This window comes from Endozoicomonas sp. ALB032, assembly GCF_049310125.1.
Lineage (GTDB): Bacteria > Pseudomonadota > Gammaproteobacteria > Pseudomonadales > Endozoicomonadaceae > Endozoicomonas_A.
This window is the reverse complement of record NZ_JBLYNW010000001.1, coordinates 378,840-393,469: the sequence shown is the minus strand read 5'-3', so window position 1 is coordinate 393,469 and position 14,630 is coordinate 378,840. Positions and strand designations below refer to the sequence as shown.

The following is a 14,630-nucleotide window of genomic DNA, read 5'->3' as shown; positions in this document are numbered from 1 at the left end:
AGAAGCCGGAAAAGATTGGGGGGATTTTCTCAGCTCATCTATCATTCATCTGTCTGAGCAGTTGTTATGTCCGGATTGCTCTGATCGTGTGGACAGAAATATTTCTTGTATTCGCTAAGAAAGTATTCCTTGTTGAAGTTCTCGGGGTACATCGCTCCCAAGGCTTCGTTTTTGTTTCTGTATGGATTCGGGGTGTAGCCAGCTGCCTCACGCAGATTCTCAAGAACTTCATACAGTTGTAGATAAAACCGATAAATAAGCTTTAGATAATAGTAATCTCCGGGGTCGTAGTTTGTTATGTCAATGTAGCTGAATATCAGGCGATCTTCTTCTGCAATGACGACGGTATTCCAGGAATGTCTGTTGTATTTTGCAAACAGTTCATTGATTAGGTAAACATTTGCCATTACGTCAGGAAACAATTGTTTCAGTTGAGCAAAAACAACCGTTCCCAATGCCGAGTATTTATCACAGTCGCCAATTCCCCTTCGCCAATATTCAGCTATTGAACAATCTATCGGGAAAGTCTGCTCCAGTTCTCCTTCATCCACTAATTCGTAGTGAAGCTTTTCAGAAACAATCTCCGCTGTCAGGTAGAGTAAATTATAGATCGTTGGGTTTTTTACACGTTTGGCTTTGTTTTCAACGTACTTGAAAATCTCTTCCTGATCGTCGGTTGAAAAATGTCCCATAAATTCTTGCGTAAAATCCCTGCCAGAAAATACTGTGTTAAGCCGGAAAAATAAAGCTTTTGGTAGAGGAATAGGCTCTTTTTTGCTCTGGTAGCCCGCAAGATTACCAAGGTGTTCAAACTCAAGATGGGTTGTGGGATATGCTGTGCAGGTCCGTTCGTCAGAGATTAGAGATGGATAGGTGTCCAGGTCAATGCCACGGAAGTAAAGAGATTTTGCATCTTCCGTGTCCAGGGTTATATCCATACTCAGGACTCTATGAAGAAAATCAGTAGGTACTTTTGAAACGTAGAGTCTTTTTAATTCATTGGTTGTTGAGGCGAGTCCCTTGTATCTGGGCAGATCTTCCATGGTTAGCCCCTTTTCCATTGTTTCTTGAAGCCAAACCTTCGAATAGTCAGAGTCAGTGTAGAAATAGTAGCCACTTTTGTATAAGGCGCCTGCAAGATCAGGAGCTATTCCATTTTTGAAGTAACTGGTCAAAATGTTGGCCTGATCAACGCCGGCTTCTAGGTAGCTATTTGCTTTTTGGGGGCTTAACCCTGCCTGTAGAATTTTATCTATAAAAGCCGGTTCACCAGCCACTTCAGGATGAAACGATGCAACGACTTCCGGAGTAATGTTGCGCCGGGTAAAACGGTGAATGTCATACGGGCTGATCATTGGGGCTTTTTGAGAAAAAAAAAGACTTCTTCTGCCATGGTTCCTGCCTCTGTGAGGCGCTCAATATCATAACCGGCCAGTGCGTCGTTCAGGCAATGTTCTTCTTGTTCTGTAATATCAGCGTTGACACAAAAACTCATCGTTATGAGTAATGCAAATATCAGCTTGATGGCATGGCTTGTAATGTTCATTGGCGTAATCCTCTACTCTCGGGCTCAATAGTCCATAGAACTTAGAGTCTCGGGAGAGTGATTAGTTCCACCGGGAGAGAAATATAGAAGAATTACGGGTAAAGAAGCCGGGAGAGATTACAAGCAGCAGGCTCTGCCCGGAATGCTACGTGGGGGTGCCGCTTTATTCGCAGTGGGGGGCCTGACCATTCGCCTACTCTCTTCAGTCTCCGTTCAATTCAGCCCTTTTTGGCTATTCCATAGGCTTCTGTCAGTATTTCATCAGTCTTGCAGTCAAGGCTCGGATTCCTTTTTATGTGCTGCTCGTTATCATACTTTGATCTTCCTTTGGGGCACCATTCCCGCAGCAGGTGTGCTATACCGTTTTTAGCAACGCTGGCGAAAAATCAAACGGGTTCGAGGGCAGGAAGAAGTTAACCGGAGAAAATTATGTCTCAACAACGAGTCTTAATGGCAATTCTGGTATTGAATGGATCTATTGCCACAACACTCAGGAAGACGCTTGAAAAGGATTGTACCAGGCTTTACCAGAATCACTTCGGCAAACATTACAAGCTCTTTCCGATCTGGGTGGAAGTGCCGCGTTCACAGGCTTTTTTAGCAGCTCGCCCGAGCAATGCGACCACCATTTCCATTGGCGTGGAAAACGATCTTCCCAACGACATTCGTCATGCATTTATGAGTGAATTCAGTGAACTTTGGATGAACTATACCGGGTGCAATAAAAACGAGATCATGCTGACGGCGATGGATTTTCAGGCACAACAAGATTTATTGAAGCTGACTCAGACCCGAATCCGTCCCTCCAGAAGACCTCTGGTTACACTTCAGATGTTGGGCCGATTGGCAAAGTCGAAAATCATTACACGACACTTTTCCACGTCCATTAACTTTTAAACCTTAGCCCGCAGGAGAACAGCCATGCCCCTGTACAATGTTTCAACCCCGGGTGCGGTAGAGATGTCAAAAAGACAACCCTTGTCAAAACTCATTATGGATACCCACTGTGGTTTAACGAGTGCTCCTGAGAGTCTTGTAAATGTGCTCTTTAATCAAAATATTCCATTGCAAAAAGGTATTGCCATTCACGTACAAGCTAACGTCCGCAAAGGCAGGACATCAGACGTCAACGACCGACTTAGTCTGGAAATGCAGAATAATATTGCTGATTTTTTTGGGATCGATGTTTCCGGGGTATCAGTAACCCTGTTTGAAGTGCCAGCATCCTGGGTGATGGAAGGCGGTGAGTTGTTACCAGAACCCGGAGAAGAAGCTTCTTGTGAATGGCTTCAAAAAGATCTCAAAGAATGCGAAGAGAAGAAAAAGCATGCTACTTTGGAAACGATGACATAGGTACTTTGTATCTGGACAGTTGCTCTGTCGATAGCCCTTGTTCGAATGCAGCTTGAAACGTTCAAGGGCATGCTCCTTTCCTGTCGGGTTTAATAGCTCGCTGGAGAATGGAGTTTCGGGAGAGCCTGTAGTTCCCCCAAGAGAAATATAAAACAGTTACAGCAAAATAAGCCGGGAAAGAGTGGGGAGATTTTTACCGCTCATCTATTCTTCATGTACGGCTAAGTGACTGCTTTTGTCGTGTTAATAACATTCAAAAAACATTTTTTGCGGGTAGCTTGAGCAGTGATGAAACTACCTTTGGTGTTAAAATCCGAGCCTGGCCTTTATTCAGGTTTTGCTGCATCAATATTATTCTATTCGTTGTGCAACTGCTTTTTGACGACAGGATCTCCCAACTGGGTCAGTGCGGCTCTGTTTCTGATTTTGTTCGTTGTTATGCTCTGGTCTTCCTTCGGCGTGGTTCGCCATGCTGATGGTCTGGCTGAACAGTTGGGTGAGCCATACGGCACTCTGATATTGACCCTGTCAGTGATCAGTATCGAAGTCATTGTGATTTCAGCCGTGATGCTCACCGGAAGTCATAATCCAACGCTGGGTCGGGATGTGATGTTTTCTGTCCTGATGATTGTACTGAATGGATTGGTCGGGCTGTCGCTGCTTCTGGGAGGGGTCAGACATGTTGAGCAGACGTTTAATTTGCAGGGAGCCAACTCCTTTCTGGGAATTCTTGTTCCTCTCTCTGTGCTGGGTTTGATTCTGCCGAATTTTACAGAATCAACGTCCATAGGTACTTTCTCCCTTGAGCAAATAGTCTTTCTTGTTGTTATGAATGTTGTCCTCTACCTGGCTTTTCTGGGAATGCAGGCCATGAGACACCGGCACTATTTTGTGGGTGACAATGAGGGTTCTGATCACAGTGATGAAAAGAGGTTGTCTGTCCCGTCACATACCCTGCTTTTGCTCTGCTACATGGTTCCCATTGTTTTGCTGTCGAAGAAGCTGGCAGTGATTGTGGATTATGGGATTTCTGAACTGGGAGCACCCACAGACCTGGGCGGAATGATTGTGGCAATTCTGGTGCTGTCGCCGGAAGGGATGGCGGCGATCAAAGCAGCAAGAGCTAATAATCTTCAGCGCTCTATCAATATTTGTCTGGGGTCGGCTCTGGCCACTATAGGTATGACCATACCTGCCGTGCTACTGATCGGGGTTCTGACCTCCAAAATCATTGTTCTGGGTTTGAACAATGTCGATGCACTATTGCTGGTTCTGACGCTACTGGTTTCCATTGTGAACTTTTCCTCAGGTAAAAGTAACCTTTTCCAGGGAGTGACTCATCTGACACTGTTTTTCTGCTACATCATTCTGATTTTTGACTGATCCTGGTTCATAAGTACTCAACCATACGAAATCATATTTTCTGACTTATTGCTCAGGCACTCGCGGCAACTGCTCCTGCGTTGCTCTAGCTCCTGCATCCATGCAGTCGTGATGCGTTGCAATTCTGGTCACATAGCTTGCTATGTTTCCGTCGTTGCGCCTTGCAGAGCACCTGCCCAATAAGCCAGAAATATTTGATTCCCTACGGCTGAGTACTTAACTGCTTTTCTTTTCGATTCATTGGCTCTTGATCTCTCATAAGAAAACTGGTTCAGAAATGCCCTGAATTCAGGTGTTTTTTGGAAGAAAAATATTGTCTTTTTATAAATGTTGTGTTTGAATGCGAAAAATTTGCATTAGATTTGTTGAGGCAGCTGGCGTGCCCCCGAGACTCCTTATAAAAGTCGGATAAAAAAAGCGAGACGGTGATTCAATTTACCTCTCGCTTTTTTTGAGCGTGCTCTCTAAGGAAACAGGGTTATAACATTGCTGTCTTGCGTACTTCACCCATCAGGTTTTACCCTTGCTGACCTGATTGGGAACAGGTCGAACAGCCTTAAGCGTAGAAAATCATTTTGCCCATGAATAAGATGATTTTCATGAGGTGAATGTGGGAGGAATCATTGACTAAGTCAGCCGTACTGGCTCTGGAAGACGGAAGTCTTTTTCGGGGCATTGCCATTGGATCCGACGGAGAGACCAGTGGTGAGGTCGTTTTCAATACAGCCATGACTGGCTATCAGGAAATACTCACCGATCCTTCTTATTCTCGTCAAATTGTGACTCTCACCTACCCCCATATTGGTAATACCGGCATTACTCCCATAGACGAAGAGTCTACTGAAATTCATGCCGCTGGCCTTGTTATCCGTGATCTTCCTTTTCTCGCCAGCAACTGGCGGAACAGGATGCCTCTTGATGAGTACCTTCGTACTAATCAAATCGTAGCCATTGCTGATATTGATACCCGTCGCCTGACTCGTATCCTGCGAGAGAAGGGTGCCCAGAATGGTTGTATCCTGGTGGCCGATGAAAACGGTCATATTGATGAAGCGGCAGCTTTGGAAAAGGCTCGGGCATTCCCCGGCCTGAAAGGCATGGACCTTGCCAGAGAGGTGACAGTTTCGGAGTCTTATGAATGGAAAGAAGGTGTCTGGTCTCTGGAGTCCGATGATCACCAGACTGTTGATGAGCAGCCCTTCCACGTTGTGGCTTATGATTTTGGTGTCAAGCGCAACATACTCAGAATGCTGGCCCAGCGTGGTTGTCGTTTGACGGTTGTGCCCGCTGAAACTCCTGCACAAGAGGTTCTGGCCATGAACCCGGACGGTGTTTTCCTGTCCAACGGTCCTGGTGATCCGGAGCCCTGTGATTATGCCATCAAGGCCATTCAGGATATTCTGGCAACCCGTATCCCGGTCTTTGGTATCTGTCTGGGTCATCAGCTGCTGGGTTTGGCCAGTGGTGCTGCCACCATAAAGATGAAGTTTGGACACCACGGGGCCAACCATCCAGTGCAGGATCTGGATTCCGGTGTCGTAATGATTACCAGTCAGAATCACGGTTTTGCCGTGGCTGAAGAGAATCTGCCTGAAAATATCCGGGTCACTCACAAATCCCTGTTTGATAGCAGTCTTCAGGGTATTGAGCTGACAGACCGGCCCGCCTTCAGTTTCCAGGGACACCCTGAAGCCAGCCCGGGGCCGCATGATGTCGCAGTGCTGTTTGACCGGTTTATCACTATGCTGGAAAAGCACACAGCCGCTTCCAAATCCTGATCAGGTCGCTTGAAAGAGAGACATACAGTACAGACTCAACAGGCTTTCGTGAGCGAAGAACTCCGCAAGCCTGAGACAAGTTACGAGAGCAACGATGCCGAAACGTACAGATATTGAAAGCATCCTGATCCTGGGTGCGGGTCCTATCATCATCGGTCAGGCCTGTGAATTTGACTATTCCGGAGCCCAGGCCTGTAAAGCCCTCAAAGAAGAGGGTTATCGTGTCATTCTGGTGAACTCTAACCCGGCCACCATCATGACCGACCCCAGTATGGCAGACGCGACTTACATTGAACCCATTCGCTGGGAAACCGTCGCCAAGATCATTGAGAAAGAACGTCCGGATGCGGTACTGCCTACCATGGGCGGTCAGACCGCTCTGAACTGTGCCCTGGATCTGTTCCATAAGGGCGTTCTGGAAAAATATAATGTCCAGATGATCGGCGCCAGCCGTGATGCCATCGATAAGGCTGAAGATCGTGAAATGTTTGACAGGGCAATGAAGAACATTGGTCTGGAAACACCTCGTTCCGGCATTGCTCACACCATGGAAGAAGCTCAGGCTGTGCTGGATCAGGTGGGCTTCCCCTGTATTATCCGTCCTTCTTTCACTATGGGTGGATCCGGTGGTGGCATTGCTTATAACAAGGATGAATTTGAAGAGATCTGCAAGCGTGGTCTGGATTTGTCACCCACCAGTGAGCTATTGATCGATGAATCCCTGATTGGCTGGAAAGAGTATGAGATGGAAGTGGTCCGTGACCGTAATGACAACTGCATCATTGTCTGCTCTATCGAGAACTTTGACCCAATGGGCGTTCACACCGGCGACTCGATCACAGTCGCTCCTTCCCAGACGCTGACCGATAAAGAATATCAGATCATGCGTAATGCCTCTGTTGCTGTGCTGCGAGAGATTGGCGTTGAAACCGGTGGTTCCAATGTTCAGTTCGGTATTTGCCCGGACACCGGCCGTATGGTCGTAATCGAGATGAACCCCCGGGTATCCCGTTCTTCCGCTCTGGCTTCCAAAGCGACTGGCTTCCCCATTGCCAAAGTGGCCGCCAAGTTGGCCGTAGGGTATACCCTGGATGAACTGCGAAACGAAATTACCGGTGGTGTGGTCCCGGCTTCTTTCGAGCCTACCATCGATTACGTCGTTACCAAGATTCCCCGTTTTGCTTTTGAAAAATTCCCTCAGGCTGACGACCGCCTCACTACCCAGATGAAATCGGTGGGTGAGGTCATGGCTATTGGTCGTACTTTCCAGGAGTCCATGCAAAAAGCCCTTCGTGGTCTGGAAACCGGAGTTACTGGTTTCAATCCAATGCTGGATGTTTCTGATGAAGGTGCTATCGACAAGATCAAGGCAGAGCTGGTTGTTCCAAAAGCGGATCGACCTTACTACGTGGCAGATGCTTTTCGTGCCGGTATGACACGTGAGGAAGTCTTTAACAGCTGCATGATCGATCATTGGTTCCTTGTCCAGATTGAAGACATTGTTAAAGAAGAGCAAAACCTGGTTGGTAAAGATCTGTCTGCACTGGATGCCGACACTCTGTTCAGACTCAAGCGCAAGGGTTTCAGTGATGCACGTCTGGCTGAAGTGATGGCCGTCGCTGAAACAGAAGTGCGTAACCATCGTCGTCAGCTGAACATAAAGCCGGTATTCAAACGTGTGGACACCTGTGCGGCCGAGTTTGCCTCCACGACAGCTTACATGTACTCCACCTACGAGGAAGAGTGTGAAGCTGTGCCAACCGATAATGAAAAGATCATGGTTATCGGTGGTGGTCCAAACCGTATCGGCCAGGGTATCGAATTCGATTATTGCTGTGTGCATGCCGCCATGGCTGCCCGTGAAGACGGTTACGAAACCATCATGGTTAACTGTAACCCCGAAACGGTTTCTACAGACTATGACACTTCTGACCGACTGTACTTTGAGCCAGTTACTCTGGAAGACGTTCTCGCCATTATTGATGTTGAAAAGCCCAAGGGTGTGATTGTTCACTACGGTGGTCAGACTCCTCTGAAGCTGGCTCGTGCTCTGGAAGCTGAGGGTGTGCCAATTATCGGTACCAGTCCGGACGCAATTGACCGTGCCGAAGACCGTGAACGTTTCCAGGGCATGATCCAGAAGCTGGGTCTGCTGCAGCCTGCAAACGCTACCGTGCGCAGTGCTGAAGAAGCTGTAACTAAAGCCAAGGAAATTGGTTATCCGCTGGTTGTGCGTCCGTCTTACGTCCTGGGTGGTCGTGCCATGGAAATCGTGGCAGGCGAAGATGAACTTCAAAAGTACATGAAGGAAGCCGTTCAGGTTTCCAATGACAGTCCGGTACTGCTGGACCTGTTCCTGAGCCGTGCCGTAGAGGTGGATGTCGATGCAGTATGCGACGGCGAGCGTGTGGTCATTGGTGCCATCATGCAACACATTGAGCAGGCAGGTATTCACTCGGGTGATTCCGGTTGCTCTCTGCCTCCCTACAGTCTGAGTCCCCGTATCCAGAACAAGATCCGTGGGCAGGTGAAAGCCATGGCTATGGAACTGGGTGTTGTTGGTCTGATGAATGTTCAGATGGCGTTGCAGGACGGTGAACTCTATGTGATCGAGGTTAACCCTCGTGCATCCCGTACAGTGCCTTTTGTGTCCAAGTGCATTGGTCACTCCCTGGCCAAGATTGCTGCTCGTGTCATGATGGGCAAGACTCTGGAAGAGCTGGAGTTTACCAAAGAGATCGTGCCTCCATACTTCTGCGTGAAAGAAGCCATCTTCCCATTCAACAAGTTCCCGGGTGTGGACCCGATTCTTGGCCCTGAAATGAAGTCTACTGGAGAAGTGATGGGTGTTGGTGCTTCTTTCCCTGAAGCCTATTACAAGGCTCAGCTGGCTGAAAATATGGCACTGCCGGAAGGTGGCCGTGTCATCATCAGTGTCCGTGATCAGGACAAGCCCATGGTGCCTGGTATCGCCCGTCTGTTAATGGATACCGGTTTTGAACTGGTGGCTACCAGTGGTACTGCCCAGGTGATCGAAGATGCCGGTCTGCCCGTGACCCGGGTCAAAAAGGTGATGGAAGGTCGACCAAATATGGTGGACAGCATCGTCAATGGTGATATAGCCTTTGTGGTCAATACTACCGAAGGTCGTCAGGCCATTGCAGACTCCTATAAAATTCGCCGATCTTCCCTGACCAATAAGGTTCTCTACACCACTACCATGGCAGGTGCGGAAGCCATTGCCCGGGCCATTGCTTTTGGTTCGGAGAAAACAGTCAGAAGACTTCAGGATTTACACGAAGGTAAGACTGGATGAATCGATATCCAATGACAGTGGAGGGCGAAAAAGCTCTCCGAGAAGAGTTGGCTCAACTGAAAACCGTGGAAAGACCACGCATTTCCCAGGCAATTGCCGAGGCCCGGGAATTGGGGGACTTGAAAGAGAACGCTGAATATCACGCAGCCCGTGAACAGCAGAGTTTTACTGAGGGTCGTATTAACGATATTGAGGGCAAGTTATCCAACGCTCAGGTTATCGATATTACTACGATCAAGAAAACCGGTAAGGTTGTCTTTGGTACTACGGTTGTACTGGTTAATCTGGATACGGACGATGAAGTCGAGTACAAGATCGTGGGTGATGATGAAGCAGAGATCAAGGATAACAAGATTTCTGTAAACTCACCGATTGCCCGTGCCCTGGTTGGTAAAGAAGAAGGTGACGTGGTGGTTGTGAATACACCATCTGGCAATGTTGAATATGAGATCGATGAGGTTAAGCACATCTGAAGATCTCGATTCTCTGCATGGGTCAATGGCCTGTGCAGAGAAGCTGGTTTCCCCCTCTGCGCTCCCTGAAGCTCTCATCCTCTGTGTATAAGTACCTGGCCATTGGGTTTTCATAGCTATGTCAGCATAACTGACATGCCTGTTAGTGACCTTTCCTGCCATTGATTGCATTCTTGTGTCCAGAAAAACAATACAACAAGGATTCATGGAGGGAGTGTTATGATGAATTTTCTGGAAACAGGCTCAGTGCCATTCAGTAAGAAAACGATTGCCGTAAAATTGGAGCAATTTGGAAGCGCTGTCTCCAAGCTTGGACGCCATACGGTCGGTAAGCTCAAAAACGCTTATGGCCATATGAAGAGCGGCGACTTTTCGCACACCCACTACTCTGAGCAAAGCTCAAGCAGCTCAGACGGCACCATACAGGTTTCAGAGCGTGCTATTGCCAGACCGCCTTCAGAAAGAGGTGTTATCAGGCCGGTTTCAAAACCTGCCCAGTCGGGCAGTGACAATGGCAACGATCTGGCAACCAGACTTGAGAGTCTCAAAAGTGACTGCTCTCGGGCACATTCCGGGCAGGATCTGGTGGCTATGAAGCAGAAAACCACAGATCTGCTAAACGATGCCAGAAAAAAGCTTCAGGATCATCCAGAGGCGGGCAAAATTCTTGAGAAACTGAACACAGCGGCCAATCTGCTTGATGCGTCATCTGCAGCTGATAACCATGTCCACGAGGCTGCCAACAGTCTTCAGAAGGTGTTGCTGGACATTAAATTTGATGAATTGGGCCAGCTACGCAATCGACATCAGCAGATGATCCAAATAGAAAAAGATGTTGCTGATGTGTGCAGGATGATGCATACACTGCAAGATCTGGTTCATAAACAGGGTGAGGAAGTGAGCCGGATTGAAGATAATATCACTCGAAGCAGTGAGAATGTCAAAGATGCCGGGGATTCTCTGGATTCAGCGCAAAAGTCCGCTAAAAAAGCTCGTAAACTGAAGATTGTTTTAGGTATTGTGCTTGCCGTTGTCGGCATCACCCTTCTGGCCTGCTTGCTCTGATTGACACTCAGAACTTGAAGGTGTGAGATGATCAGCTGCTCACACCTTCAAATTCTCCAGTTTCATAACGGTAAGAGTATCGAATATTTGACTAATAAGTCTTCTCTCATTTCTCTGAATAGCTCTTGTGGAACCTTATCCTTGAGCGGGCTCAAAAGCTTTTATTGCTTCAATAGTTCAAAGCACCTTCAGGACACTGCTGCTGCCACGAATAACATCAACGAAATCAGGCTTTTCCTTTAACTGATATTGCAACATTCTTTCTTCGACTTCCGATAAATAATCAGAAGTCAGAGTTATGTCTATACTGTTGGCTTTGAATTCGGTGTATTTGTAAAGTGAAGACAGTCAGAAGCGTACTTTTTTATTTTTAAAATAATCCGATACCTCATGTCAGCTTTGCTATCTTGTAGCTGAAAATTCAAAATTTTTGGAAACTTGGATTATGAGAAAAATAGCTGCCTTGATATTTTCATTACTTTGTGTTGAATCTGCCCTTTCTGATGAAATTTCAGTTCACTGGTTATACAGTTGGATGCCTTTTACATATACGGTACCAGAAGGAAGTGTTGGTATTTTTTTCAGAGGTGGATTTTATAAGGAGGTTTATGAGCCGGGAATACACAGATTATTCACATGGCCTGTTACCAAAGGAATGCGAATAAATGTAAGACCACAGATAGATATTATTGAGGATATAGCATGTGGTACTATGGACGGTCTCACAATCCATTTTCCTAGAATTGCCGTTTATAATCAGCTCCATAAAGAAGAGGTATTAAATATTGTCTCAAATTTTGGAGAAGATTATGATCATTACTTAATAACAGAACCTACAATTCAGGCTGTAACAGAGCTGTGTACGACTATGACAGCACAGGAAATATATATTGATAAGTTTCCTACTATAAACGATTTTTTGTTACAACATCTGGTTGAAGAGCAAGCAAAAAGTAATTCTAAATTAAAAATAAATAAAGTAGTTGTTTCTAAGCCCGTTCTTCCGGGAAACATAAGAAAAAACTACGAAGTTATTGTGGAAGAGAAAAGCAAGCTTGTAGCTGTTTCACAAATTCAAGCCAGGAAATTAAAGGAAGCTGAAACCGAACAATTGGGACGGTCAAAAAAGGCTCAAACAGATAAAATGGTAGCTGAAATAGAGAATGAAAAAAAACTTGCTGAAGAAAAAAATAAAATGGAATTAGAGAAGATTCGAGTGGCTGTTAGAATTCATCAGTTACGTGAAGACGCTGAAGCAGAAGCGCTTATACTCAGGCAAAAGGGTGAAGCTGAAGCCTATGTAATACAAGTTAGTGGTGAAGCTCGTGCCAATGCTACGCTGCAAGAAGCAATAGCCAATGAAAGGCTCATTACACCTTTATATGTTGATCTAAAACAGGCAGAGGCATTTTGGAGAAATAACAACTCTAAACTGATATATTTTGGCGAAAATATTCCTAAAACTGTATATCCAGGCTTTATCGACTCAGAAGAAGTAAGAAAGTTTGCAAATTAACGCAAGTATCTTTTAGAGTCAGCTAACGCTGGCAGACGGGGTGGAGAGCGAAATGAGCTACCCATTTACTAACTTCGAAGCCCTGTCAGCTTGGACAAGGTTGATTGATACACAGAACTTGCAGATATCCTTTTCTTTGCTCTTTTCTGGTTATGGATTTTGCCAATTTAAGCCTTACTGGCAACATCAATGCTTATGCAACTTTTAAATGCTGTAGAGCTGCAGGGAATATGATCATGAAAATCGGTAAAGCTGCAGAACTGATGATTTTCCAAGTAGTAGAGTATTGAATATGAAAAAACATTACTTCTTTTTTTTTGCTCTATGTTTTTGTCATGTCGCACTTTCAAATGAACGGTTTATAAACCCCAAGCTTGTATATAAATCTGGTTGGCTTGAATTCAATATTCCTGAATGGATCAATTTTCTTGATTATGAAGGTGGAAAAAAAGTTCAAACGAGTGAGGGGCGCACATTTTATATTGCAAACAAAGATGGCTGGCAGTCTAATTTTGGCCGAATGGTTAAAGTTTTCTTAAGAAATGAAATTGAATTGAACAAAGGGTTGCTTTATTTAACTGGTTCTGAAATGAGTGCAGGTGTTTTTGAAAATTTTAAAGACTGGATACAAGGTAAGAATGCTATTTGTACATGCAGTAACCCAGCTTGCGAAGCGGGATTTACAACAACAGTTCCGGATAGAACCTACCGTTCGACTATTAAAGTAAACAATGAAATGACTTACTCAATAACATTTATTATCGAAAATAATGCACTTACCCTGACAGTTGTGGATGATACGGCGCCTTCAAATAGTGTGAAAATAATATACGAATGCGCAGTCAATTCAAGCAGTTAACCTATTGAGTCAGTTTATGGGGACAGGTGATGCCGGATTCATTGTCAGGTGGCATGTATCTTGAGGTAGTTCACAAGGATTCTATTATCTTATTGATATATTAAACAAGGGAACTTTTTACAAGAGTTTTGGTCAAAGGATGTATGATCAAAGAAATTGAAAGGATGCTAATCCATGAAAAATAAAGCTTACTTATTATTATTTCTTTCTCTGGCGTTCTCACGTTATTCATACCCGTGTCTTGTAAGTGATAATTACAAAGGCTACAGGTCAGAGGCCATTTGTACTGAGGAACCTCTGTCTATCGAAGAAAAAGCTAAAAAGATTCTGGCTAATATCGAAAAACGTCCATTGAAACAGAAGAAAATAAACGCCTCCATAAAATCAGCTTACTTAGAGATCAGATCTTTGACCAATAGGCTAAGTAATGGCAAATCTACAGAAAGGTTATTTTTAGTTGTACGCGATCAAAATAGAACGTTTTCAAAGGATATAACTGAGTATTCACTCGTACTCTTTAATGATGGGATGGTCCTGTTCCCGAATGCATATGATCTTATGCATGTAATGGAAGATTCAGGATTTTCAATTTCATATATTAATAAAATTAAAGATAAATTAAAGAATAAGCATTTGATAATGGCTTTTCCAGAAGTTCTTTCAGATCTTGGCATTCCTATGGATCAAATTTTTATAAAAGATGGATTTTCAAAGTATATATCGAGAATTAAAGTAATGATTGACGCTTCTAAAAAAGAAGCATCGCTTTCTGGAATGTTGCATAGGAATACGCCTCATGTTATTGCTTTATTGCGATGTCATTTTCCTGATATCAAACAACTACATTTGGATATAATACCCGGTACTAATAACGCGGTTTTTGTGTACGAAGCAGCTTTACTTGTACGTTATTTCTCTTTAGACACATACATAGGAAAAGACAGTCAGGTTTATTCTGGGGGTGTTATATTGTTTTTCTCAGGTGCGAAGAAATTTTTTCACAGTGGAGCAATATTAAAAGATCACGGTTGGCAGGCAAAAATTATTGAACAGGGTCAACCTGGGAGTGAATTTAGTGACCAACAATTAATGCTCAACGATTTAAGAGAAACTCTTGGTTACCCTGTTTTGCTTAAGGAATTGACAAAAAGTTTAACACCTGACGTCTTTCATCGATTTACACCTGATGAGTTATCATCTATGGGGGCTGTTCTCGTTAATGATGAGCTTTGAGGCATAAACCTTCAAATCGCCGGTTGACGAAATGTAATGATTTTCTCAGGATAAATAGACATAGGTTTACTAGCTAAGTTAACCATCTCGTGTTCTACTTTAGGTCGG

The 14,630-nt window shown here is 44.8% G+C and carries 12 protein-coding genes; 10 read left to right on the top strand and 2 right to left on the bottom strand.

Annotation, left to right across the window (positions count from 1 at the left end):
- Positions 1-41 precede the first annotated feature (41 nt).
- Both ACO6VG_RS01455 and ACO6VG_RS01450 read right to left on the bottom strand, forming a co-directional pair.
- Positions 42-1,277, bottom strand: a complete 1,236-nt coding sequence (locus ACO6VG_RS01455; RefSeq protein WP_422472325.1) for a hypothetical protein — start codon at positions 1,275-1,277, stop codon at positions 42-44.
- A 74-nt stretch (positions 1,278-1,351) separates the two neighbouring features.
- Positions 1,352-1,546 (bottom strand): hypothetical protein, encoded by a 195-nt coding sequence (locus tag ACO6VG_RS01450; RefSeq protein WP_422138865.1) that lies wholly within the window; start codon positions 1,544-1,546, stop codon positions 1,352-1,354.
- A gap of 429 nt (positions 1,547-1,975) precedes the next feature.
- On the opposite strand from ACO6VG_RS01450, the gene ACO6VG_RS01445 reads away from it, so the two are divergent.
- From ACO6VG_RS01445 to ACO6VG_RS01400, 10 genes are all read left to right on the top strand, one after another.
- Entirely contained in the window at positions 1,976-2,443 is a 468-nt protein-coding gene (locus tag ACO6VG_RS01445; protein WP_422135274.1) for a hypothetical protein, read from the top strand.
- Positions 2,444-2,467: 24 nt separating this feature from the next.
- Positions 2,468-2,899 carry a hypothetical protein gene (locus ACO6VG_RS01440; protein WP_422135273.1) on the top strand — a complete coding sequence of 144 codons (432 nt, stop codon included), beginning with the start codon at positions 2,468-2,470 and terminating at the stop codon, positions 2,897-2,899.
- 378 nt (positions 2,900-3,277) lie between these two features.
- Positions 3,278-4,282, top strand: coding sequence for a calcium:proton antiporter (locus tag ACO6VG_RS01435; RefSeq protein WP_422135272.1), 1,005 nt, complete (start codon positions 3,278-3,280; stop codon positions 4,280-4,282).
- A 623-nt stretch (positions 4,283-4,905) separates the two neighbouring features.
- Entirely contained in the window at positions 4,906-6,060 is a 1,155-nt protein-coding gene (gene carA, locus ACO6VG_RS01430) for a glutamine-hydrolyzing carbamoyl-phosphate synthase small subunit (protein ID WP_422472323.1), read from the top strand.
- Between the two features lie 94 nt (positions 6,061-6,154).
- Entirely contained in the window at positions 6,155-9,376 is a 3,222-nt protein-coding gene (gene carB / locus ACO6VG_RS01425; RefSeq protein ID WP_422135270.1) for a carbamoyl-phosphate synthase large subunit, read from the top strand.
- On the top strand, positions 9,373-9,849 hold the full coding sequence (gene greA / locus ACO6VG_RS01420) for a transcription elongation factor GreA (RefSeq protein ID WP_422135269.1): 477 nt from the start codon (positions 9,373-9,375) through the stop codon (positions 9,847-9,849). Before carB ends, greA begins: the two co-directional genes overlap by 4 nt.
- A gap of 219 nt (positions 9,850-10,068) precedes the next feature.
- Positions 10,069-10,914, top strand: coding sequence for a hypothetical protein (locus ACO6VG_RS01415; protein ID WP_422138864.1), 846 nt, complete (start codon positions 10,069-10,071; stop codon positions 10,912-10,914).
- A 445-nt stretch (positions 10,915-11,359) separates the two neighbouring features.
- The gene (locus tag ACO6VG_RS01410) at positions 11,360-12,430 is read left to right on the top strand and encodes an SPFH domain-containing protein (RefSeq protein WP_422472321.1); all 1,071 of its coding nucleotides are present in this window, start codon (positions 11,360-11,362) and stop codon (positions 12,428-12,430) included.
- A 292-nt stretch (positions 12,431-12,722) separates the two neighbouring features.
- Positions 12,723-13,289 (top strand): hypothetical protein, encoded by a 567-nt coding sequence (locus ACO6VG_RS01405; protein WP_422135266.1) that lies wholly within the window; start codon positions 12,723-12,725, stop codon positions 13,287-13,289.
- 174 nt (positions 13,290-13,463) lie between these two features.
- Positions 13,464-14,522: a hypothetical protein gene (locus ACO6VG_RS01400; RefSeq protein WP_422472319.1), complete on the top strand. Its 1,059-nt coding sequence runs from the start codon at positions 13,464-13,466 to the stop codon at positions 14,520-14,522.
- Positions 14,523-14,630: the final 108 nt, after the last annotated feature.